Source organism: Siccirubricoccus phaeus (genome assembly GCF_008360935.1).
In the GTDB taxonomy this organism is placed as follows: domain Bacteria; phylum Pseudomonadota; class Alphaproteobacteria; order Acetobacterales; family Acetobacteraceae; genus Siccirubricoccus; species Siccirubricoccus phaeus.
This window is the reverse complement of sequence record NZ_SRXO01000001.1, coordinates 266490-289246: the sequence shown is the minus strand read 5'-3', so window position 1 is coordinate 289246 and position 22757 is coordinate 266490. Positions and strand designations below refer to the sequence as shown.

At 71.8% G+C, this 22757-nt stretch carries 21 protein-coding genes; 11 read left to right on the top strand and 10 right to left on the bottom strand.

Going from position 1 to position 22757, the window contains the following annotated elements:
• Positions 1–17: 17 nt before the first annotated feature.
• From E5N76_RS01280 to E5N76_RS01265, 4 genes are all read right to left on the bottom strand, one after another.
• Complete coding sequence (locus E5N76_RS01280; protein WP_207791826.1) at positions 18–680, bottom strand: methionine ABC transporter permease; 663 nt, start codon at positions 678–680, stop codon at positions 18–20.
• Positions 677–1798, bottom strand: coding sequence for a methionine ABC transporter ATP-binding protein (locus E5N76_RS01275; RefSeq protein ID WP_235907530.1), 1122 nt, complete (start codon positions 1796–1798; stop codon positions 677–679). The genes E5N76_RS01280 and E5N76_RS01275 overlap by 4 nt, the downstream gene beginning before the upstream one ends.
• Positions 1799–1915: 117 nt before the next feature.
• A complete protein-coding gene (locus E5N76_RS01270; protein ID WP_149535484.1) occupies positions 1916–2767 on the bottom strand; it encodes a CmcJ/NvfI family oxidoreductase in 852 nt (283 codons plus the stop codon).
• 603 nt (positions 2768–3370) lie between these two features.
• Positions 3371–3613: a DUF3072 domain-containing protein gene (locus E5N76_RS01265; protein ID WP_235907529.1), complete on the bottom strand. Its 243-nt coding sequence runs from the start codon at positions 3611–3613 to the stop codon at positions 3371–3373.
• 161 nt (positions 3614–3774) lie between these two features.
• On the opposite strand from E5N76_RS01265, the gene E5N76_RS01260 reads away from it, so the two are divergent.
• From E5N76_RS01260 to E5N76_RS01235, 6 genes are all read left to right on the top strand, one after another.
• Positions 3775–4836, top strand: a complete 1062-nt coding sequence (locus E5N76_RS01260) for an extracellular catalytic domain type 1 short-chain-length polyhydroxyalkanoate depolymerase (protein ID WP_187829902.1) — start codon at positions 3775–3777, stop codon at positions 4834–4836.
• A 306-nt stretch (positions 4837–5142) separates the two neighbouring features.
• Positions 5143–6090, top strand: a complete 948-nt coding sequence (locus E5N76_RS01255) for an aldo/keto reductase (protein WP_149535481.1) — start codon at positions 5143–5145, stop codon at positions 6088–6090.
• Between the two features lie 90 nt (positions 6091–6180).
• Positions 6181–6738: a YciE/YciF ferroxidase family protein gene (locus E5N76_RS01250; RefSeq protein ID WP_149535480.1), complete on the top strand. Its 558-nt coding sequence runs from the start codon at positions 6181–6183 to the stop codon at positions 6736–6738.
• A 146-nt stretch (positions 6739–6884) separates the two neighbouring features.
• Positions 6885–7754 (top strand): manganese catalase family protein, encoded by an 870-nt coding sequence (locus E5N76_RS01245; RefSeq protein ID WP_149535479.1) that lies wholly within the window; start codon positions 6885–6887, stop codon positions 7752–7754.
• 416 nt (positions 7755–8170) lie between these two features.
• Positions 8171–9328: an acyl-CoA dehydrogenase family protein gene (locus E5N76_RS01240; protein WP_149535478.1), complete on the top strand. Its 1158-nt coding sequence runs from the start codon at positions 8171–8173 to the stop codon at positions 9326–9328.
• Positions 9329–9432: 104 nt separating this feature from the next.
• Complete coding sequence (locus E5N76_RS01235) at positions 9433–9774, top strand: hypothetical protein (protein WP_149535477.1); 342 nt, start codon at positions 9433–9435, stop codon at positions 9772–9774.
• A gap of 38 nt (positions 9775–9812) precedes the next feature.
• Here the strand turns inward: E5N76_RS01235 and E5N76_RS31310 are convergent, their stop codons facing one another.
• On the bottom strand, positions 9813–10148 hold the full coding sequence (locus E5N76_RS31310; protein ID WP_149535476.1) for a ribbon-helix-helix domain-containing protein: 336 nt from the start codon (positions 10146–10148) through the stop codon (positions 9813–9815).
• Complete coding sequence (locus tag E5N76_RS01225) at positions 10145–11587, bottom strand: class II fumarate hydratase (protein WP_149535475.1); 1443 nt, start codon at positions 11585–11587, stop codon at positions 10145–10147. Before E5N76_RS01225 ends, E5N76_RS31310 begins: the two co-directional genes overlap by 4 nt.
• Before the next feature lie 367 nt (positions 11588–11954).
• On the opposite strand from E5N76_RS01225, the gene E5N76_RS01220 reads away from it, so the two are divergent.
• The gene (locus E5N76_RS01220; RefSeq protein WP_149535474.1) at positions 11955–12527 is read left to right on the top strand and encodes a carboxymuconolactone decarboxylase family protein; all 573 of its coding nucleotides are present in this window, start codon (positions 11955–11957) and stop codon (positions 12525–12527) included.
• A gap of 445 nt (positions 12528–12972) precedes the next feature.
• Here E5N76_RS01220 and E5N76_RS01215 read toward each other — a convergent pair whose 3' ends face one another.
• From E5N76_RS01215 to E5N76_RS30900, 3 genes are all read right to left on the bottom strand, one after another.
• The gene (locus tag E5N76_RS01215) at positions 12973–13596 is read right to left on the bottom strand and encodes a pyridoxamine 5'-phosphate oxidase family protein (protein WP_149535473.1); all 624 of its coding nucleotides are present in this window, start codon (positions 13594–13596) and stop codon (positions 12973–12975) included.
• A gap of 330 nt (positions 13597–13926) precedes the next feature.
• Positions 13927–14616, bottom strand: coding sequence for an alpha/beta fold hydrolase (locus tag E5N76_RS01210; RefSeq protein ID WP_187829901.1), 690 nt, complete (start codon positions 14614–14616; stop codon positions 13927–13929).
• 486 nt (positions 14617–15102) lie between these two features.
• A complete protein-coding gene (locus E5N76_RS30900) occupies positions 15103–16722 on the bottom strand; it encodes a thiamine pyrophosphate-binding protein (protein WP_149535471.1) in 1620 nt (539 codons plus the stop codon).
• A 333-nt stretch (positions 16723–17055) separates the two neighbouring features.
• Between E5N76_RS30900 and E5N76_RS01200 the strand changes: the two genes are divergently transcribed.
• The 4 genes from E5N76_RS01200 (at position 17056) to E5N76_RS01185 (ending at position 21707) form a co-directional block, all read left to right on the top strand.
• The gene (locus E5N76_RS01200) at positions 17056–18531 is read left to right on the top strand and encodes a circularly permuted type 2 ATP-grasp protein (protein WP_457852669.1); all 1476 of its coding nucleotides are present in this window, start codon (positions 17056–17058) and stop codon (positions 18529–18531) included.
• The gene (locus E5N76_RS01195; RefSeq protein WP_149535470.1) at positions 18531–19469 is read left to right on the top strand and encodes an alpha-E domain-containing protein; all 939 of its coding nucleotides are present in this window, start codon (positions 18531–18533) and stop codon (positions 19467–19469) included. Before E5N76_RS01200 ends, E5N76_RS01195 begins: the two co-directional genes overlap by 1 nt.
• Positions 19470–19644: 175 nt before the next feature.
• A complete protein-coding gene (locus tag E5N76_RS01190) occupies positions 19645–20379 on the top strand; it encodes a proteasome-type protease (protein ID WP_149535469.1) in 735 nt (244 codons plus the stop codon).
• Positions 20380–20624: 245 nt separating this feature from the next.
• On the top strand, positions 20625–21707 hold the full coding sequence (locus tag E5N76_RS01185; RefSeq protein ID WP_149535468.1) for an LLM class flavin-dependent oxidoreductase: 1083 nt from the start codon (positions 20625–20627) through the stop codon (positions 21705–21707).
• 105 nt (positions 21708–21812) lie between these two features.
• Here E5N76_RS01185 and E5N76_RS01180 read toward each other — a convergent pair whose 3' ends face one another.
• Positions 21813–22556: a glucose 1-dehydrogenase gene (locus E5N76_RS01180; RefSeq protein ID WP_149535467.1), complete on the bottom strand. Its 744-nt coding sequence runs from the start codon at positions 22554–22556 to the stop codon at positions 21813–21815.
• Positions 22557–22757: the final 201 nt, after the last annotated feature.

The window sequence follows — 22757 nt, the reverse complement described above, 5'->3', positions numbered from 1 at the left end:
GGGCAGTCTCCAGAGGGTCAGCGGCGGGACAGGCGGCGCACCAGCCAGTCCCCCAGGGATTGCAGCCCCTGCACGAACAGGATCAGCAGCAGGACGACGGTCGCCATCACCTCCGGCATGAAGCGCTGATAGCCGAAGCGGATCCCGAGATCGCCAAGCCCGCCGCCCCCCACCGCGCCGGCCATGGCGGAGAAGCCGACGAGCGACACCAGCGCGACGGTGACGGCGGCGATCAGCCCCGGCAGCGCCTCCGGCACCAGCACCTTCCACACGATCTGCATGCGGCTGGCGCCCATGGCGCGGGCGGCTTCCACCACCCCGCCATCCACCTCGCGCAGCGCATTCTCGAAGAGCCGGGCGAGGAAGGCAGTGGCGGCCAGCGCCAGCGGCACGATGGCCGCCGCCGTGCCGATGGAGGTGCCGGCGACCAGCCGGGTGAAGGGGATGATCGCCACCATCAGGATGATGAAGGGGGTGGAGCGCACCGCATTCACCAGGATGCCGAGCGGCCGGTGCAGCCAGGGAAGCGGGCTGAGCCCGCCCCGGCCGGTGACATGCAGCAGCAGGGCGATGGGCAGCCCGATGGCGACGGCGATCGCCGCGCTGACGCCGACCATCGCCAGCGTCTCCCAGAAGGCTTCCAGCAGGAGATCCTGCAGGGTGGGCGTCAGCCAGCTCATGCCGCCAGCTCCTCCACGGCAAGGCCGAGGCCGCGCATCCAGGCGAGGCAGGCGGCGAGCGCCTCGGGCGGCGCCTCGGCGGCCAGCACCATGATGCCGAAGGGCTCGCCGGCGATGGCGTCGATCCGGCCGGAGAGGATGTTCAGCGCAATGCCGTAGCGCGCCGCCGCCTCGCCGATCACCGGCCGCGTCGCATGCGGGCCGCGGAACAGCACGCGCAGCAGCACGCGCCGCTGTCCGGGCGGGGGCGCGGGCAGCCGGGCCAGCGCCGCCAGCGGCACCGCATCGCCGATCACCTCGGAGACGAAGCGGCGCGTCACCTTCTCCCGCGGCGCGGTGAAGAGGTCGAAGACCCGGCCCTGCTCGATGATCCGCCCCGCCTCCATCACGGCGACCCGGTCGCAGATGGCCTGCACCACCCCCATCTCATGGGTGATGAGCAGCACGGTCAGCGCCAGCCGGTCGCGCAGGTCGCGGATCAGCGCCAGGATCTCGGCGGTGGTCTCGGGATCGAGGGCGCTGGTCGCCTCGTCGCAGAGCAGCAGGCGCGGGGCGGAAGCCAGCGCCCGGGCAATGCCGACCCGCTGCTTCTGCCCGCCGGAAAGCTGCGCCGGATAGGCATCCCGCTTCGCCTCCAGCCCGACCAGGGGCAGCAATTCCGCGACCCGGGCGCGCCGCTCGGCGCGGGTGGCGCCGGCGATCTCCAGCGAGAAGGCGATGTTCTCCGCCACCGTCCGGCGGTGATGCAGGTTGAAATGCTGGAACACCATGCCGATGCCGCGCCGCGCCTGGCGCAGCCCGGCCTCCCCCAGCGCCAGCAGATCCTGGCCCAGCACCTGCACCTGGCCGGCATCCGGCCGTTCCAGCAGGTTCACGCAGCGGATCAGGGTGGATTTGCCGGCGCCGGAACGGCCGACGATGCCGAAGATCTCCCCCGTCTCGACCCGCAGCGAGACCTCGTCCAGCGCCACCGCCCCGCCCGCGGCGAAGCGCTTGCGGAGGCCGGTCAGCGCGACCGCAGGGGCGACGGCCGGGGGGGCGGCGGGATCAGGCATGGTCTCGGGGCGTAAGGGCGCGGCTGGGTAGCCGGTTGCCTCCGCCACCGCAATCGCGGTCACGCGCGACTCACCCAGGCAGTCACGGCATGGCCAGGCCGCTCAGCCGCAGCAGCGCGACCAGCGCCAGGCCGGCCAGCGCCAGGCGGAGCAGCAGCTCCGCCAGGCCGGAGGCTGGCCTCACGCCCGGGGCTTGTGGAAGACCAGGGTGCGCAGCTCGATGCTCTCGCGCGGCGGGGCATCGGCGGGCGTGGTCGGGTCCACGAAGGCGGTATGGGCGACGAAGCGGGCGCGGCCATCCGTCTCGCTGTCATAGCATTTGATCAGCAGCGCCTCGTCCCGCTGCAGCGCCGGCACGTAGAACCAGCGATGCGCCGGGTTGTAGCGGACGCTGTAGGTCTCGCCGACCCGGTGCGGGTAGACGAGGTCGGTCGGCACGTAATCCTCGAAGGGGAAGCTGCGGGCATCGGCGAAGGCCAGCGGGCTGTCCAGCACCGGGCCGCGGATCGGCCGCCACAGATTGACCACCTGCACGCGGCCCTTGAGCAGCTCCTCCGCCTCCTCCGGCAGCAGGTCGCGGACGCGCTGCGGGCCGGAGCGGGCGGTGTGGTCCACATGCACGCGGGTCGCCGGCTGGCGCGGCCCGCCATCGCGGTAGTCTTCCTGGCCCGGGACGCGACGGCGGACCGTGTGGTCGAAGATGAACACCCGGTCGGCGCCGGTGGCGCGGCGGATGATCTCCTCGCTTTCCGGGTAGTAGGTCTCGCGGATCTCCGCCTCGTTGCCGAAATCCACCACCGCCGTGGGGGCGTTGATCCAGGCGAAGCCCTGGCGGTCCAGGCTGAATTCCTCGCCGGCGCGGCGGGCGTCGTGGATCACCACCTCATGCGGCTCCGGCAGCACGTTGCTGCGGGGCTCGCCGTTGGGGGGCGGGAAGGTGTAGGTGCGCGGGCGGCCCTGGACGGGCGCCAGGTAGTTCAGCACGGCGGTCACGGTGCGGTCAGCGATGGGGCGGTCGAGGGTGATGCTCATGGCGTTGGCTCCTCCATCCCGGTCAGGAGGGGATGCAAACACTCATTTGCAATCGGGCAAAGAGAATTCTCCGCAGGTGAAGCACGATACGGCATGCGGCTTACGCATGGCTTGGCGCCGGATTCCACCCCACCGTAACGAAATCGCCGCCCCCGCTGACGGCGACGGGCGACAAGACCTGCCTCTGCCCTAAAGCGTCTTCGCCGCTTCGGGCTGTGTGAAAGCCCGGCGGGCCCGGCGGAGCCGCGCAGCGGCTTCGTGGAAGCCAGAGCATTTTCCGGTCCGTGGAATCGCCGGACGCCTCGGAAAATGCGACCGGACAAAGGGCCAGAGCGGGTTCGCCGAGCGCAGGCGAGGCGAAGCCGCTCCAGTGTTCCGCTTCCGAAGTCCTGCGGAATTCGTCCTCGGGCCACCAGCTCGTGTTTTCAGTGGCCTGCTTGCCCGCTGCGTTCGCTGGAAATCCGGCGAACTTCGCAGGCAGGACACCAGTGGCCCGATTCCGAAATCTTGCGGACTTCGTCCTCGGGCCACCAGCTTGCGTTTTCAGTGGCCCGCTTGCCCGCTGCGTTCGCTGGAAATCCGGCGAATGCAGCGGGCAGGACACTAACGCCCCCGCCCCGTCCTGGCCTGCAATTCGTCGATCCGGCGGGACGCCTCGGCCTTGGTCAGCCCGGGGTCGAATTCCTCCCCCGCCTCCTCCGACAAGGTCTTCAGATAGCTGGCCTGGGCGCCGGTCATCGCCTCCTCCCCCGTCGTCCAATCCTCCGGGTCCTTGATCGTGTTGGAGCCCGGCTCCGGGTTGAGCTTCGGGTTCTCCGCCGGGTGGTGGTCCTGCCGCTTGGCCATGCCTGGCTGCTCCCTGAGGTGAGTTCGCCAAACGTTCATCACCGCTTGCCGTTGCGCCGGGGCCGGGGAACACCCTTATGTTGCAGTGCAGCGAAGCCGGATCCAGCCAGCGCGCCGCGCCGGGAACGTCCACCGACCATCCCGCAGGAAGAGGACCTCCCTTGGCCAAGCTGCATCGCCGCCTCGCCGACCTCGTCCGGGAGCGCACCGCCCGGGCGCGGCCGGCGCCGGTTGCCCACCCCGCCGCTGCGCCGCTCCGCCGGCTGCAGAATTTCGGCCCCAATCCCGGGGCGCTGGAGATGTGGCTGGCGCTGCCCGACGACCTGCCCCCCGGCGCCCCGCTGGTGGTGGCGCTGCATGGCTGCCTGCAGGACGCCGCGGGCTTCGCCGCCGGCACCGGCTGGGCGCTGCTCGCCGCCCGGCTGGGCTTTGCCCTGCTGCTGCCGGAGCAGCGGCCGGCGAACAACGCCAATCGCTGCTTCAACTGGTTCGAGCCGGAAGATACCAGCCGCGGCGGCGGCGAGGCGGAGAGCATCCGCGCGGCGGTCGCCCATCTGGTCGCGCGACAGAAGCTGGACCCCGCCCGCGTCTTCGTCACCGGGCTTTCCGCCGGCGGCGCCATGGCGAGCGCGATGCTGGCGACGGCGCCGGAGCTCTTCGCCGCCGGCGCCATCCTCGCCGGCCTGCCTTACGGCGCGGCGGCCTCCCTGCCGGAGGCGCTGGAGGCAATGCAGACCGGCCGGCCCCGCCCGGCCGGGGAATGGGCGGCGCTGGTGCGCGCGGCCTCGCCGCATCGCGGGCCCTGGCCGCGGGTGGCGGTGTGGCAGGGCATGGCGGATGCCACCGTGCGCCCGGCCAATGCCGAGGCGATCGCCGCGCAATGGCGGGCGCTGCACGGGCTGGACGGAGCGCCGGAGACGCTGGAGCCGGCGCCGGGGCACAGCCTGCGGCGCTGGCGGAACGCCAGCGGCCAGGTGGCGGTGGAGGTGCATGAGCTGGCCGGGCTGGCGCATGGCGCGCCCATCGACGCCGCCAGCGGCATCGGCGCGGCAGGGCCCTTCATCCTCGATGCCGGCGTGCCGGCGACGCAGGGCATTGCGGAATTCTTCGGCCTGGCGGCGCCGGCGCGGCCGGCGGTGTTCCAGGTGGACCGGGCGGGGGTGGCGCGGCCGGCGCCGGAGCCGGGGCTGTTGCGGCAGGTGCTGCAGTCGTTCAAACGCTAGAGCGGCTTCACGCTGACTGTGCAGCGCGAAACCGCTCTAGCTTATGGATGGTAGAGCAGATTCACGCCTCCGGGCGATGCCGCCCTCCGGCGATCTGCTCTAGAGCGGGATCGGTTGAGCTACGCTCACCCCCGCTCTAGCCCATTGTTCGGTCGTGTGATTCACGGTTTCGGTCGATTCGACCTCAACCGATCACGCTCCAATGGCTGCGTCCGACATCCTGCGGCCTGCGGAATCAGGACACCGGCCCCTCGACGCCCCCGACGCAACCGGCCATGCTTCCCGGATCAGAACGGGAGAGCCAAGATGGAACAGCGTCAGCTCGGCCGGTCCGGCATCGCCGTGCCGCCCATCATCTTCGGCGGCAACATCTTCGGCTGGACGGTGGACGAAGCCGCCTCCCACCGCCTGCTCGACCGGCTGGTGGAGATCGGCTTCAACGCCATCGACACGGCCGATGTCTATTCCTACTGGGTGCCCGGCCACCAGGGCGGCGAGAGCGAGACCATCATCGGCTCCTGGCTCGCCAGCCGCGGCAACCGCGACAAGGTGAAGATCCTCACCAAGGTCGGGATGAAGATGGGCAATGGCCGCATGGGCCTCTCCCGCGCCTGGATCGAGGAGGAGATCGACGCCTCCCTGAAGCGCCTCAGGACCGATTACGTCGACCTCTACCAGGCGCATAAGGACGACCCGGACACGCCGCTGGAGGAGACGCTGGACGCCTTCGCCCGGCTCATCAAGGCCGGCAAGGTGCGCGCCATCGGCGCCTCCAACTACACCGCCCCCCGCCTTGCCGAGGCCCTGGCGGTCAGCGCGAGGCTCGGCCTGCCCCGCTACGAGACGCTGCAGCCCCTGTATAACCTGATGGACCGCGCGGAATTCGAGGCCGGGCTCGGCCCGCTCTGCGAGCAGGAGCAGATCGGCGTCATCAACTACTACGCGCTGGCGGCGGGATTCCTTTCGGGCAAATACCGGTCCGAGGCGGATTTCGGCAAGAGCAAGCGCGGCGGCAACATGGGCAAGTACCTGACGCCGCGCGGCCACAAGGTGCTGGACGCGCTGGCCGCGGTGGCGGCGGCGCATGGCGCCACCTCCGCCCAGGTCGCCGTCGCCTGGCTGCTCGCCAAGCCGGCGGTGACGGCGCCGATCGCCAGCGCCACCAGCGACGCCCAGCTCGACGAGCTGGTCAGGGCCGTGACGCTGAAGCTGGCGCCGGCCGAGGTGGCGGCGCTGGACGCCGCCAGCGCGTAACCGCGACAGGAACGAGCAACCCGCGGCGGTTCCGTTGCTTAGGGGCGCAGCGCGCGGCCATCCCGGCCGCGCCGGCGAGGAACGCCCCCCATGGACGAGATCACCAAGCTCATGACCGAACAGCTCCGCGACGCCTACAGCGCGGAGAAGCAGGCGCTGCGCGCCATGGCGCGGCTGCAGAAGAAGGCCAGCAGCCAATCCCTGCGCGACGCCGTGCAGATGCATATCGACCAGACCGAGACCCAGGTGGAGCGGCTGGAGAAGGCGCTGGAGATGACCGGCGCCCGCCCGGGCCGCAAGGTCTGCGAGGGCATGCGCGGCATCATCGAGGAAGCCCAGGGCGAGCTGGAGGACCACGACAAGGGCCCGCTGATGGATACGGTCATCATCGCCGGGCTGCAGCGCGTGGAGCATTACGAGATCGCCGCCTACGGCACCATGACCGCTTTGGCCAAGGCCTGCGGCCAGCAGGAGCTGGCGGATCTGCTGGCGGAGACGCTGGCGGAGGAGAAGGAGACGGATGAGAAGCTGAGCCAGCTCGCCGAGAGCGAGGTGAACCCGGCGGCGATCCAGGAAGGCCGCGGCGGGGAGCCGGCCAACGACCCGACGCCCGAGCGCCGCGGCGGCAAGCGCGGCGCGGCGGCCTGAGCGGCAGCGGCGTCACGGGGCGGCGAGCCTGCCGCCTCGTTGCCGCCTCGCACCCGAACCCGGCCCGGGCGGACGGGTTCCTGCTGCACCGCCAACTGCCTGCTGCACCGCCAACTGCCTGCTGCACCGCCAACCGGGAGGCTCTGATGTTCTACACCGACGGCAAGCTGCAATACCCCGTCCGCGTCGAGACGCCGAACCCGCTCTTCGCCCGCGCCCTGCAACAGGCGGTGGGCGGCGTGGAGGGCGAGATCCGCGTCATGCTGCAATACCTCTTCCAGGGCTGGGGCAGCCGGGGGCCGAAGAAATACCGCGACATGCTGATCAACACCGGCACGGAGGAGATCGGCCATATCGAGATGCTCTCGACCGCCATCGCGCTGAACCTGGAAGGCGCGCCGCTCTCCCTGCAGGAGGAGATGGCGCAGGACGGCATCGCCGGCGCCGTGCTGGGCGGGATGAATCTGCGGCACATCCTCTCCACCGGCCTCGGCGCGACGGCGGATGACTGCAACGGCGTGCCCTTCAATGCCAGCCATGTCTATGCCAGCGGCAACCTCGCCGCCGACATGCTGGCGAATGTCACGGCGGAAGCCACCGGACGGGCGCTGGCGGTGCGGCTGCACGGGATGACGGACGACCCGGGCATGAAGGACATGCTCTCCTTCCTCATCGCGCGGGACACCATGCACCAGCAGCAATGGCTGGCGGTGATCGAGGAGCTGGGCGGCATGGAGAAGGTGCTGCCCATCCCCAACAGCTTCCCGCAGGAGATGGAGGCGACCCGCTTCTCCTACGCCTATTTCGGCCACCGGACGGACCAGCAGATCCCGGCGGGCCGCTGGACGGAGGGGGCCTCGCTGGACGGCAAGGGCCAGTTCCAACCGATGCTGAGCGAGCCGCTGGGCGGCGAGCCGATGCTGGCGCCGCCGCGCCCGGATGGCGGGGCGCAGCAGGAACAGCTCACCGGCACCCCGGCCAACGACCCCACCGGCAGCACGCCGAACGTGGCCTGACGCCGGCCGCCGGAGCGGGATCGGTCGGGCTTCGCTCAGCCATCCCCCTCCAGCTCGTCGTTGGGTGGCGTGGCTCATGGTTTCGGTCGATTCGACCTCGACCGGTCACGCTCCAAGGGCGGCCCTGCGCCGGCCCAAGGCCGTGGCCGCGGAGGTGCGGGCCGGATCGCTGCCGGGCTGCAAGGCGCGGCGGCAAGGGCATCGCGGATCGCCGCCAGGGCCGCAGGCGCGGCGGCGGCAGGCCGCCATCGGATGGCCCGGGATGCCCGGCCAGGGCCGGCATCCCGAGCCGCCCTGCCCACCGGCGCAGCGCCGGCGGGCAGGGCACGCCACCCGGCGGGCGGCAGCGCCGCCATCCGAGCGCAGCCGGTGGCAAGCCCCTGCCCCCCTGATATGCTGCGGGCAGGAGGAACCCCATGACCGCCGATCCCGCCTTCGCCCTGCCCGAAGCCACCGAGGCGCTGCGCGAGACGGCGCTGGCCTTCGCCGCCGAACACCTGGCGCCGCACGCCCTGGCCTGGGACGCGGAACGGTATTTCCCGGTGGACGCCATGCGGGAGGCAGCCGCCCTCGGCATGGCCGGGCTCTATGTGCGGGAGGAAAGCGGCGGCGCCGGCCTCACCCGCCTCGACGCCGCGGTGGTGTTCGAGGCGCTGTCCACCGGCTGCCCGACCATCGCCGCCTATCTCTCCATCCACAACATGGTCGCCTGGATGATCGACCGCTTCGGCAGCGCGGCGCAGCGCGCCGAGTGGCTGCCCTCGCTGATCCCCATGGCGAAGATCGCCAGCTACGCCCTCACCGAGCCCGGCTCCGGCTCCGACGCCGCCGCGCTGCGGACGCGGGCGCGGCGGGAGGGCGAGCACTACGTGCTGGACGGGACCAAGCAATTCATCTCCGGCGCCGGCGCCTCGGATCTCTATCTGACCATGGTGCGCACCGGTGGCGAGGGGCCGTCCGGCGTCTCGGCCCTGCTGATCCCGAAGGAGACGCCCGGCCTCTCCTTCGGCCCGAATGAGCGGAAGATGGGCTGGAACGCCCAGCCCACCCGGCAGGTGATCTTCGAGGGCGCCCGGGTGCCCGTCTCGGCCCGGCTGGGGGAGGAGGGCGAGGGCTTCCGCTTCGCCATGGCCGGGCTGGATGGCGGGCGGCTGAACATCGCCGCCTGCGCGCTGGGCGGGGCGCAGGCGGCGCTGGACACGGCGCTGGCCTATGTCCAGGAGCGGCAGGCCTTCGGCCGCGCGATCGCCGATTTCCAGAACACCCAATTCCGCCTCGCCGATATGCGGACGGAGCTGGAGGCCTCGCGCAGCCTGCTCTGGCGCGCCTGCGCCAAGCTGGATGCCAAGGCGCCGGACGCCACCGCCTTCTGCGCCATGGCCAAGCGCTTCGTCACGGATACCAGCCACCGCGTGGCGGATGAGGCGCTGCAATTGCTCGGCGGCTATGGCTATCTGGCGGAGTACGGGATCGAGAAGCTGGTGCGCGACCTGCGCGTGCACCGCATCCTGGAAGGCACCAATGAGGTGATGCGGCTGATCGTCGCGCGGCAGATGCTGGGCCGGCGGGGCTGAGCGGCCACCGGGGTCGGGCGTCCGGGCGAACTCCCTCAACCGAGTCCAAAAGTTGAGCCTTGCCACTCGGGGCTGCGGGCCTGCACCGTGGCGGAATGTTCCACATGGCGCCCATCCTGCTCCTTGCCTGCGGCCTCGCCTTTCCGGCGGCGGCGCAACGCGCCGTGGTGGTGGGTCCCGAGGATCAGGTGGTGATCGCGCCGCGCGGCGGGGAGCAGCCGGCCCGGCCGGGCGCGGCCGCGCCCTCGCCTGGCCGTGCCCGGCAGGCGCCTGACGGGCCGGTGCCCATGGCAGGACGCAGCGTGGGGGAATGGGCGAACCGGCTGGTGGCCATCGCCCCGGCGGTCGCGGCCGTGGCGCTGGGCGTCCTGCTGCCGGGCGGCAGCGGGGGCGGCACGCCGGCGGGGGCCGGCCTCGGCGCCGGCGCCACCACGGTGGCGCGCTGAGGCAGCGCCCGTCAGCTGGGGCATTTTCCCTTCGAGGGCTATTTCTCGCCGGATCCCGGTCCGGGCTTCGGACCCGTGGGTTCGACCTGAGGATACAGGCCGGGGTCCGGCGGGTGGCCCATCCCCGGCGGGGGCTGGACGCGCGGCGCCGAACGGGCAGCGCCCCCGTTCAGCGCAAACACCCGCAGCGCGCTCGCCAAAGGCTGTGCCCGCTCCCGGTCCACCGCCGTCACCAGCCCCGCCAGGCTCTGCCCTCGCGCCGCCGCCAGCCCTTCCAGCGCCGCCCAGAATTCCGGCTCCAGCGCCACCGAGGTGCGGTGGCCAGCGAGCTGAAAGCTGCGCTTCCGCAGGTGCCGCTCAGCGGCCTCGCTCACCCGCCGCCATCCAGCGTCGCGCCCGGCTCCACCATCTCCTCCGGCCGCACCCAGCGGTCGAAATCCGCCGGCGCCACATGGCCCAGCCGTTCCGCCGCCTCCTTCAGCGTCAGATTCTCCGCCAGCGCCTTCTTGCCGATCTGGACAGCCTTGTCGTAGCCGATGCGCGGGTTCAGCGCCGTCACCAGCATCAGCGACCGCGCCAGGTTCTCGGCGATCCGCTCGCGGTTCGGCTCCAGCTTCAGCACCATGTGCTCGGCGAAGCTTTCCGCCGCATCGGCCAGCAGGGTCGCGGATTGCAGCACCGCCTGGATGATGACCGGCTTGAAGACGTTCAGCTCCAGATGCCCCTGGGCGCCGGCCACGCTCACGGTGGTGGTGTTCCCCATCACCTGGGCGCAGACCATGGTCAGCGCCTCCGACTGCGTCGGGTTGGTCTTGCCCGGCATGATGCTGCTGGAAAGCCCATCCGCCGGGATCACCAGCTCCGAGATGCCGGAGCGCGGGCCGCTGCCGAGCAGGCGGATATCGTTCGCCACCTTGTTCAGCGAGACGGCGAGGACATTCATCGCCCCCTGCAATTCCACGAAGGCGTCATGCGCCCCCATGCCCTCGAATTTGTTCGGGTTGGCGGTGAAGGCGAGGCCGCTGCGCTCGGCCAGGATGGCGCAGAACACCCGGTCGAAATCGCGGTGGCGGTTGAGGCCGGTGCCGACCGCGGTGCCGCCCTGCGGCAGGCTCAGCAGCCGCGGCATCACCGCCCGCAGGCGTTCCTGGCCCAGCTCCACCTGCCGCGCCCAGGCGGCGGCTTCCTGGCCCAGCGTCATCGGCACCGCATCCATCATATGGGTGCGGCCGAGCTTGATGATGCCCGACCATTCCTCGGCCCGCTGCCACAGCGCCGCATGCAGCCGGCCGAGCGCCGGCAGCAGCCGGCCCTCCACCGCCTCCACCGCGGCGATATGCATCATGGTGGGAAAGTTGTCGTTGGAGGACTGGCCACGATTGACATGGTCGTTCGGATGCACCGGCTTCCGCGTGCCGAGAGGCTGGCCGAGGATCTCATTGGCGCGGTTCGAGATCACCTCGTTCGCGTTCATGTTGGTCTGGGTGCCGGAGCCGGTCTGCCAGACCGGCAGCGGGAAATCCGCGTCGCGGTCGCCGGCGATGATCTCCTCGGCGGCCTGGCGGATGGCGGCGGCCAGCTCCGGCGCCAGCTCGCCCAGCCGCTCATTGGCCTCGGCGCAGGCCCATTTGTGCAGGCCGACGGCGCGGATCAGCCCCGGCGGGAAATGCTCCTGGCCGATGCGGAACAGCCTTCGGGCGCGTTCGGTCTGCGGGCCCCAGTAGCGGCCGGCCGGGATGTCGATGCTGCCGAGGCTGTCGGTTTCCGTGCGGGTGCCGGACGCGGGGGCGGTCTCGGTGTGGGTCTTGGGCATGGCGTGCCTCCTCAGGCCGAGAGATGGGGCAGCTTCGCCGGCCGCGCCAGTTCCCGGCGCCGCAATCCGCCCGCGCGGCGGTGCGGCCCAGCGCAGCCGGCTGGAAAAACTTTCACACGCCGAGACAAGGCCGGCGGGGTGGGACGGGCTAGTGTCCCGCTTCCGCAGTCCTGCGGACTTCGTTCTCGGGCCACCGCCTTGTGTTTTCAGTGGCCTGCTTGCCCGCTGCGTTCGCTGGAAATCCAGCGAACGCAGCGGGCAGGACACTAGCTTCCCGCCACCGGGCCGGGCGGCGCCGCTGCCGCCTGGCCAGGCCGGGGGCGAGGCCGGCACCGCCGCCCGGCACCAGCCAGAGAAGGAGCCTGCGATGCGCCTCCCTTTGCTCGACCCCGCCCAGCTCACCCCGGGCCAGCAACCCCTCTATGCCGATATGCGCCAGGGCATCGAGGAGAATTTCAAGGGCTTCGCCACCGTCGATGGGCAGGGCCGGCTGCTTGGCCCCTGGAATCCCTGGCTGCACGCTCCCCGCTTCGGCGGCCCGATCTGGGAGCTGGTGAAGGCGGTCTCGCTGAACCCCACCCTGCCGCGGCGGGTGCGGGAGGTAGCGATCCTCGTCACCGGCGCGCATTTCCGGGCGAGCTATGAAATCTATGCGCATGTGATCGCGGCGGAGCGGCGCGGGCTGAAGGACGAGACCCTGGCGACGCTAGTTGCCGGCCAGCGGCCGAGCGACCTGACGCTGGAGGAGGCCTGCGCTTATGACGTCGCCTCGGCGCTGAATCGCGGCGGGGTGCTTTCGGAGCTGAACTGGCGCATGGCGGTGCAGTGCTTCGGCCAGGACGGGGCGACGGAGCTGGTGAATCTGGTCGGGGTCTATGCCCTGGTCTCCGTCACGCTGAACGGGTTCGACGTGCCGGTGCCGGAGGAGGCGCGGGGCTGAGGGGCTCCGCCCCCGGACCCTGAACAGGGGACGCTGCCGCTGGGCCCCGCCGGGGATCGCCGGCCGTGCCGGCAATCCCCTCCCCGGACCCCGGTGTGAGTCGGTGGTCCGGCTGCGGGGGCTTGCGCGCCGTCATGGCGGGGTCCGGCATGGCGGCTCATCCTGCGCCCCATGCCATGGAAGCCGTACAGCGATGAAGACGCTTCCCCTCGCCGGAGGCTGCCTGGTGTCCCGCTTCCGAAGTCCTGCGGACTTCGTTCTCGGGCCACTGGCTTTTGTTTTCAGTGGCCTGCTTGTCCGCTGCCCTCGCCGGAAATCCAGCGAACTTCGCGGGCAGGACACTGGAGCATTCTCCTTGCACCAAGGTGCAGGGAGAATGCTCCAGGTCTTTGTTCAAGCGAGCAAATTACTCCGACCAGGTGGTTCCACCTGGCCGGAGTTTGCTCTAGTAGAGCTGCGTCCGCAGCCTCTCCTGGTACTCCGCCTCATACTGCTGCGGGTCGATGGCGCCGCCGGCGGTATGCGCCGCGATCAGCTCGCCATTGGTCGGCACGCCCTGGGGCCGCCGCCGCTCGCCCCAGAGCTTCGAGCGGATGATCGCCTTGGCGCAATGCGCATAGACCTCCCGCACCGTCACCAGCAGCACGGTGGCGGGCAGCTTGCCCTGCTCGGCGAATTGCGCCCGCAGCCCGGGGTCGGCGGTGATGCGGGCAGTGCCGTGCACCCTGAGCGTCTCCCCCACGCCGGGGATGAGGAAGAGCAGCGCCACCTGCGGATCGGCGAGGATGTCCCGCAGCCCGTCCAGCCGGTTGTTGCCGCGGCGGTCGGGCAAGGCGAGGGTCCGCTCGTCCAGCGCCCGGACGAAGCCCGGCGCGTCGCCGCGCGGCGTGGCGTGCGGGCCCTGCGGGCCGCTGGTCGCCAGGATGCAGAAGGGCGAGGCGGCGATGAATTCCAGCGAGCGCGGCTCCAGCCGGTCCGCCACCTTGGCCAGGAAGCGGGGATGCGGCGCCTCGTACAGCGCGGCCAGCGCCTCCGGCGTTGTCACGGCATGGGGGTCGTTGGGCAACATGTTGTCCAGATAGCACCTTGTTGTCTTGCCCGGCAATGCCGGATCACCCTTCGAGGGGGCCCGGGTGGGGATGGGCCACCCCGAGGGCCCTTGATCTGCGCCGGACAGCCCCCCGGCAGCCACCATCGCCAGCCCTGGCGCCGCCAACGCCGCGGCCCCGAGGCACGGCCCCGAGGCACGGCCCCAAGGCACGGCCCTGCGCCCGCCCGGATGACGCCGCCGGCCCGCCCGGATGGCTCCCGCCCCGGGACAACGCCGCCCGCCCCGGCCGGACGGCACCGCCGGCCCGGCCCGGGACCGCGCAGCGCCGGCCCGGCCCCTCGTCCCCCTTCAGCCGCTCTCGATCAGCCGGGCCACCGCCTCGGCCTCCGTCAGCATCGGGTAATGCCCCGTCTCCAGCTCATGCCAGGCCGCGCCCAGGGCCTCGGCCGTGCGGCGCTGATGCGCCTCCGGCGGGTTGGCGCTCTGCCGGCACCAGATGACGCTCGCCGCCCAGGGCAGCTCCCAGAACCGCTCCAGCCGGACCGGCGCCTCCATCGGCGCCACCGGGTGCAGGGTGCAGCGCGCGAGCACCCAGTCCCTTGTCGCCGGATCGAGATCGGCGAAGAGCCGCCAGGCCGCATCCTCCGGCGTCGGCCCGGTCGCCAGCTCGGTGCGCCGGACATTGCGGCGCTGGACGATGTCCGGCAGCGCCTCGCCATCGCGCAGCGCCAGCGCGTCGAGGAAGACCAGCCGCCCGACCCGTTCGCGCGCCAGCTCTGCCAGGCGGCAGAGCACCATGCCGCCGGCGCTGGTGCCGACCAGCACCACCTCGGTCAGATCCTCGTGGAACAGCAGGGCGGCCAGCTCCTCCGCCTGGCTTTCCGTGGTGATGCCGGGGCGGAGCTGCGCCTGGCGCTCGGCGCAGCCATCGAGGCTGGGCGCCAGCACCAGATGCCCCTTTTCGCGCAGCGGTGCCGCCACCCGCTTCCAGATCCAGCCACCCTGATAGGCGCCGTGGATCAGCATGATGTTCGCCATTCTTCGTGTCCTCCCCTGCCTGCCCCGCTTGGCTGCGGTGCCGGAACGGAGGCCGCCGCTGCGGCCCGGGGGCCGGATGGGACGATTGACGCCCGCCATGGGCGCTGCCGCAAGCGATGATGTGCCGGCAGGGGCCCTGCCCCATCCTCGGGATGCGCGGCGAGGGTCCGGCCAGGCCCGGTGGCGGCGCTCCGCACCGGCAGCGGAGAGGCGGAGCACTCGCCCGCCGCTGCCTGTCGCAGCTCCCCCCGCCCCTGCCCCGGCCGTCTGGCAGGGTTGGCGCCATGCCCGCTCGGCGCCATCCCCGTGGCAGAGCGGCGAGGCCCCTTGCGTCCCGGCCGGGCCGCCGCGCTGCCGCCGACGCTGCATGCAGCGGCAGATCCTGCCGAGGCCGCCGGGGCAGCAATAACCCGCCGAGGTCAGTGCCCGCGCCGACTACCTAGCCGCGCGAGGTCCCAGCCCCCCGCAGCCTCGCGGAACGGTCCTTCAGCCGCGCAGCGCCTTGATCTGCGCCGGGTAGCTGCCCGGGTCCACCAGCACATCCACCAGCGCCGGGCCGGGCGCCGCCAGCGCCTCGGCCAGCGCCGCGGCATAGCCCGCCTCGTCCCGGGCCGAGAGGCCGATGCCGCCCAGCGCCCGCATCGCCCCGGCGAAATCCGCCTGCGGCCAGCCCAGCGCCCCGCCCGGCAGCGCCCGCCCGCCCTTCTTGATGTCGATCAGCGAGAGGGCGGCGTCGTTGAACACCACCACGGTCAGCTTCACCCCGAGCGCCGCCGCCGTCGCCAGCTCGCCCAGCGCCATCAGCAGCCCGCCATCCCCGGTGAAGGCCAGCGCGCCCCGTGCCGGGTCGTGCAGCGCGGCGGCGATGCCCGCAGGCAGGGCGAAGCCCATGGTCGCCAGCCCGTTGGAGATCAGCAGATCGCCCGGCCGCGCGGCCTGCCAGAAGGAGGTGCAGGGGAACATATGCGCCCCGGCATCCACGGAAATCCGCGGGTCCCGCCCCGCCTTGCGGCAGGCGGCCTGGGCGATCTCCACCACCGCCTGGGGCGAGAGCCCCTGGTTGCCGCCCGGGATATTGGCCAGCCGCGCCGCCCAGGCGGTGCGGTGCGCCGCGATCTCCGCCGCCCCCCAGGCGCTGCGCGCCGCCCCTGCCGCCAGCGCCGCCAGCGAAGGGGCCAGGGCGCCGTACAGCCCCACCTCCGGCGCCCGGTAGTGCAGCGGCCGCGGCGCGGTGCCGAGATCCACCAGCTTCGCCGCATAGCGCCAGGGCTGCGGGATGAACTCCACCGGGTCGGCGCCGGCCAGCAGGATGAGATCGGCCTCGCGCAGGAGCGGCGCTTCCGCCTCGCCGCCGGTGAAGACGCCGGCGAAGAGCGGGTCCGCATCCGGCACCACGCCCTTCGCCTTGTAGGTGACGAGGGCGGGGCAGCCCAGCGCCGCCGCCAGGGCGCGCAGCGCGGCCGTCGCCTCGGGCGAGGTTGCCTCCAGCCCGGCCACCAGCACCGGGCGGCGCGCCTCGGCCAGCAGGCGCTTCGCTTCCGCCAGGGCCGGCCCCGCGGGCGCGGCGGCCGGCGGCGCCACCGCTGCCACCGGCAGCCCCGCCGCCGGCGCCCGCGCCACCGCGCCGGACAGCTCCAGCAGCACCGGTCCCCGCGGCGCGGCCAGCGCCGTCTCCAGCAGCGTCGCGGCGATCGCGCCCGGCGCCCCGCCCGGCTCCACCGCCTGAGCGGCGGCCTTGGTCACCGGCCGCAGCATCGCCGCATGATCGAAATACTGGTGGTTGGCGAAGGCCCGCTCCGCGCCGGTGAAGCCATCGGCCAGCAGCAGCACCGGGGCGCGATCCAGGCTCGCCTGCGCCATGCCGTTCGCCGCATTGCCGACCCCGGGGCCGCGGGTGACCAGCACCGCGCCGGGGCGGTGGGAAAGCTCGGCCTCGGTCGCCGCCATGATGATGGCGGCGGTCTCCTGCCGCGCCAGGATGAAGGGAATGCCGCGCGCCGCCGCCGCCTCCACCAGGTCCAGCGAGGAGCCGCCGCCCGGCACCCCGTAAAGCCGTGCCACCCCTGCCGCCCGCAAGGCCTCCGCGACTGCGTCCGCACCCTTCATCCGCCCGTCTCCTCCATCGGCGGTGGAGGATAGCGGCGCCGGCGCGCGGGCGGGAGGGCACGGGGGCGGGCCGGAAGACGGGCGGCGGCCCGCCCCGGCGCGCCCGGCCGGCGCGTCGCGGCGGCGACAGCCCGGCCGGGCCCGCGACGCAGTTCCCGCCCACGCACCTCGCCGGGCTGCCGCCGAATTGGCCCGGCCCGCCCGGCTTTGGCGCCCTGTTGGGCAAGCAGCCCCGGCTCGCCCGATTTATCATCCCGTCACCGCTTGCGAAGCGCCTTGCCTCCGTGCTGCGCTGCCTGGCAGGACCACTCTTCTGTCGGGGACGGCGCAACGGTGTCGCAGCCAAGGACCTCCGCCTATGACGAGATGCGCGGCGAGGATGGTGTCCGCGCCGCCTATGCCGAAATCGAACGCTGGCTCCGCGCCACCCCCCGCGAACATCTGGACCGCAAGAAGCAGGAGGCCGAGCTCCTCTTCCGCCGCATCGGCATCACCTTCGCCGTCTATGGCGAGGGCGGCGACCCGGAGCGCCTCATCCCCTTCGACATCATCCCCCGCATCATCGCCCGCTCCGAATGGGAAAAGCTTTCGGCCGGGCTGCGCCAGCGGGTGCGGGCGCTGAACGCCTTCCTCGCCGATGTCTATGGCCGGCAGGAGATCCTGCGGGCCGGCAGGATCCCAAAGCCCCTGGTGCTGGAGAATGAGGGCTACCGGCAGGAGATGGTCGGCATGGTGCCGCCGGGCGGTGTCTACACCCATGTCGCCGGCATCGACATGGTGCGCACCGCGCCCGCGGAATTCTACGTGCTGGAGGATAATTGCCGCACCCCCTCCGGCGTCTCCTACATGCTGGAGAACCGGGAGGCGATGCTGCGCCTCTTCCCCCGCCTCTGCGCCCGGCACCGGATCTGCCCGGTGGGCCGCTACCCGGAGGAGCTGCTGGAGACGCTGAAGGCCGTGGCCCCGGCCAGCGCCGGCGCCAGCCCCACCGTCGTCATCCTCACCCCCGGCCCTTACAACAGCGCCTATTACGAGCATTGCTTCCTGGCCGACGAGATGGGCGTGGAGGTGGTGGAGGGCGCCGATCTCTTCGTGCAGGACAAGGTGGTGTTCATGCGCACCACCGCCGGGCCGAAGCGGGTGGATGTGATCTACCGCCGGATCGATGACGAGTTCCTCGACCCGGAGGTGTTCCGGCCGGACAGCCTGGTGGGCGTGCCGGGGCTGATGGCGGCCTACCGCGCCGGCAATGTCGCCCTGGCCAATGCCCCGGGCGCCGGCATCGCCGACGACAAGGCGATCTACCCCTATGTGCCGGAGATGGTCCGCTTCTACCTGGGCGAGGAGCCGCTGCTGGCCAATGTCCCCACCTTCCTCTGCGAGCGGGAGGAGGACCGCAAATACGTCCTCGACAATCTCGACAAGCTGGTGGTGAAGCTGGCCAAGGGCTCCGGCGGCTACGGCATGCTGATCGGCCCGCATGCCACGCGCGACCAGCGGGCGGAATTCCACGCCCGCATCCTGGCCAGGCCGGGGGATTACATCGCCCAGCCCACCCTGGCGCTCTCCACCTGCCCCACCGTGGTGGAGCAGGGCATCGCGCCGCGACATGTCGATCTGCGGCCCTTCATCCTTTCGGGGAAGGAGATCCGCATCGTCCCGGGCGGCCTGACCCGGGTGGCGCTGAAGGAAGGCTCGCTGGTGGTGAACTCCTCCCAGGGCGGCGGCACCAAGGATACCTGGGTGCTGGACGATGAGGGGCCGGCGGCGGCGCTGCTGGGCCAGGCGCAAGCCCAGGCGCAGGGCTGATGCTCAGCCGCACCGCCGACAGCTTGTTCTGGCTGGCGCGCTATACCGAACGGGCCGGCAATGTCGCCCGCGGCCTCGCCGTCGCCTCCCGCATGGCGGCCGTCTCCGCCCGGCTGGGCGACGAGGTGGAGGAATGGCGGGCGCTGCTCACCGCCTCCGGCGGGGAGGCGGGGTTCCGCCGCAAATACGAGGCGCCGACCGCCGAGGCGGTGATCCACTGGCTGGTCTTCGACCCCGACAACCCCTCCGGCATCATCCCCTGCTTCGAGGCGGCGCGGCGCAATGCCCGGGCCGTCCGCACCGCGCTGACCGTGGATATGTGGGAAGCGCTGAACGATGGCTGGAACCATCTGCGCAAGCTGCAGCCGGAGGCGGCGGAGGGCGACAACCTGCCCGACCTGCTGGGCTGGGTGCGGGAGAGGGTGACGCTGTTCAACGGCGCGGCGCATGAGACCATGCTGCGCGACGAGGCCTGGCACTTCGTCCGCCTGGGCACCATGCTGGAGCGCGCCGACAATTCCGCCCGGCTGCTGGATGTGCGGCACAAGCTGCTGACGCCGGAAGCCGAGGGGGCGGTGGATTACGTGCAGTGGCAGGCGGTGCTGCGCGCCGTCTCCGCGCTGCGCTCCTATCAGTGGATCTATCGGGACCGGCTGCAGCCGCAGCGCATTGCGGAGTTGCTGATCCTGCGGCCGGAACTGCCGCGCAGCCTCCTCTCCTGCCTCGCCGAGGTGTCCGACACGCTGGAGGCGATCGCGGTGGGCCAGGGCGGGCGGCGGGGGGAATGCCATAGGCTGGCAGGGGGGATGCATGCGCAGCTCCGCTACGGCAGGATCGAGGCGATCTTCGCGCAGGGGCTGCACGAATTCCTCACCGGCATGATCGCGCGGGCGGCGGAGCTGGGCGGGGAGATCGAGGAGTTCTATATCCGGGGGTAGGTGGGGGGGCGTCGCGCCGTAAGGCGCGCCTTGCGGCGTGACCCTGGAAACCTTGAGTTTAGCGTCTCGACCGACGGGTCCAGGACTCGAGGGTTCCAAGGGCCCTTCGGCCCGTGGCGGCATGGAGTTTGAGGAAGGGCAGAGCCCTTCCTCAACAGCCGAGGAAGCAGGCCACATGACCTATTGCGTCGGGCTCTATCTCCGCCAGGGCATCGTCCTGCTTGCCGACACCCGCACCAATGCCGGCGTGGACAACATCTCCATCTTCTCCAAGATGCAGGTGGAGGAAGTGCCGGGCGACCGCGTGCTGGCGCTGGCCACCGCCGGCAACCTGGCCATCACCCAGGCCGTCTGGAACCGGCTGCAGGAAGGCGTCTGGCTGAATGGCGAGCGCCACACCCTGCGCAGCGTGCCGAACATGTTCCATGCCGCGCAACTGGTGGGCCAGGCGGTGCGCGACGTGTACCGCGACGACGGCCCTACCCTCTCCGCCCAGGGCATCGGCTTCGACTGCTCCCTGCTGCTCGGCGGCCAGATCGCCGGCGGGCCGCCGCGGCTGTTCCTGGTTTACGCCGCCGGCAATTTCATCGAGGCGACGGTGGACACGCCCTTCCTGCAGATCGGCGAGCACAAATACGGCAAGCCCATCCTGGACCGCGTGCTGAGCTACGACACGCCGATCCCGGATGGGGTGAAGCTGGTGCTGGTCAGCATGGACAGCACGCTGCGTTCCAACCTCACCGTCGGCATGCCGATCGACCTGCTGGTCTATCGCACGGATGCGCTGGCGGTCGGGCTGCGGCGCCGCATCACCGAGGAGGACCGGTATTTCCGCTACGTGCAGGAGAATTGGTCGGCGGCGCTGCGGGAGGCCTATCTGCGCCTGCCGACGCCGGACTGGCTGGCCTGAGGAAGCGTCCCGACAGGGCCGGGCGGGCGCCGCCCCGGCCGCTCCTCGCCGCCGCGAACATCATGCCGGGGACCGGCGCACAGGCCGCAACCCGGGCCGCTCCCCGCCCCGTCGCCTGGTCTGGCGTCGTCGCATCCTCGTTGCAAAATCGGTGTCGCCATGGCGGCCGTCGCCCCCGCGGCGCAAGCATTGGCAGCCTCCGCCGCCCGGGCGCAGAATGGCGGCGATTCAGGATGGAGACGGCGATGCGCCCTTTAGAATTCGGCTGGTACCTGCCGAGCAATGGCGACACCACCTCCTATGCCGCGGGGCATGACGCCATCCCCGCCGGCACCGCGATGTTCGACCGGGTGGTGCAGGCGGCCGAGGCGGCGGGCTTCGAATACATGCTGGTCCCCGTCGCCCTGCCCTGCTGGGAAGCCTGGGTGACCACCGCCTTCATGGCCGGCCGCTCCTCCCGCATCCGCATGCTGGTCGCGGCGCGGCCCGGCTACATCAACCCGGTGATGCTGGCGAAGATGGTGACCACCTTCGACCAGCTCACCGGCGGCCGGGTCTGCGTGAACCTCATCGCGGGGCAGAGCGAGCAGGAGGCGGCGGCCGACGGCATCCGCTACGCGAAGGAGGACCGCTACGCCCTGATGGCGGAGGAGGTCGGGATCATGAAGCGGCTCTGGACCGCCGACGGCCCGATCGACCATGCGGGCCGCTTCCACACCCTGCGCAGCGCCCGCATCATCCCGCCGCCCTTCCAGCAGCCGCATCCGCGCTTCTATCTCGGCGGCGGCTCGCGCGAGGCCTGGGAGATCTCGGCAGAGCATGCCGATGTGCATCTCTTCTGGGGCGATACGCCGGAGGGGATCGCCCTGCAGATGGCGGAGATCCGCGCCATGGCGGCGAAGCATGGCCGCGCCGACCAGCTCGGCTTCGGCATGCGGCTGCAGATCCTCTGCCGGGAGACGGAGGCGGAAGCTTTGGCGGCGGCGCAGGAGCTGGTGCGCGACGTGCCGGCGGAGCGCACCGCGGCGCTGCGGGCGAATGTGGCGAATTCCGTGGCGAACCAGCGCGTGCAGGCGCTGGCGCGGGAGCATGGCGACTGGATTGCGCCGAATCTCTGGACCGGGCTGACGCGGGCGCGCCAGGGCGCCGGCATCGCCGTGGTGGGCAACCCGGCGCAATGCGCCGCGGTGCTGCAGCGCTTCATCGATATCGGCTGCCACTCCTTCTGCCTCTCCGGCTATCTGCACGATGAGGAGGCGACGCGCTTCGCCAGATGGGTGCGGCCGATCCTGGCGGAGCGGAACGGCGCGCGGATGCTGGCGGCCTGATACCGGCGGCCCGCTGGGGCGCCGGTATCGCAGGCGGGGTTGCTGGCCGCGCATGGCAGGCGGCAGCCGGCGCGGCGGGGCGCGACCGCCTGCCGCATCGGTCGCTTATTGCGCGGTGAAGCCGCCATCGATGGCAAGTTCCGCCCCGGTGATGAAGGAGGCCTCGTCCGAGGCGAGGAACAGCGCGCCATGCGCCACCTCGATCGGCGTGCCGATGCGCCGCAGCGGGGTGAGCGGAATCTTCGCATCCCGCGTTCCCGCATTGGTGCCGCCCAGCATGGGCGGCAGGTAGCCGGGGTGGATGGAGTTCACCCGCACCCCGTGCGGCCCCCAACGCACCGCGGCGGATTTGGTCAGCAGCCGCACCGCGCCCTTGGAGGCGGAATAGCCGAGATGCCCCTCCCCGCTGCCGACCAGCCCCATGATGGAGGAAACGTTGACGATACTGCCGCGCCCGGCCGCCGCCATCGCCTCCGCGCCCAGGCTGGTGCCGAGGAAGACGCCCGTGGCGTTCACCGCCATCAGCTTGTTCCAGCCCTCCAGCGTCATGCCGGGGCCGACGCTGCTGCCGCTGATGCCGGCATTGTTCACCACTATGTCCAGCCGGCCATGGGTGGCCAGCACCCAGTCGAGCAGCGCGCGCCATTCCGTCTCCGCCGTCACGTCCAGGCGGCGGAAGCTGGCGCGGCCCTGGCCGGCGGCGATGTCGGCGGCGACGGCCTCGCCCATCTCCTCCTGCACATCCGCCAGGATGACGATGGCGCCTTCCCGGGCGAAGAGGCGGGCCTCCGCCTCCCCCATGCCATGGGCGGCGCCCGTGACGATCGCGACCTTGTCCTTGAGGCGCATGGCGCTCCCTCCCGCATCGGTATGGTAAAGCGATAAGGGAGACGCGCCGGCCCGTCGAGGCCCGCGCTGGTGGCCTGCTTGTCCGCGAAGTTCGCTGGATATCCAGCGAACTTCGCGGGCAGGACACTGGAGCGGTTTCACCTCGCCTGCGCTCGGCGAACCCGCCCCAGCCCTTTGTTTGGTCGCATTTTCGGAGTCGTC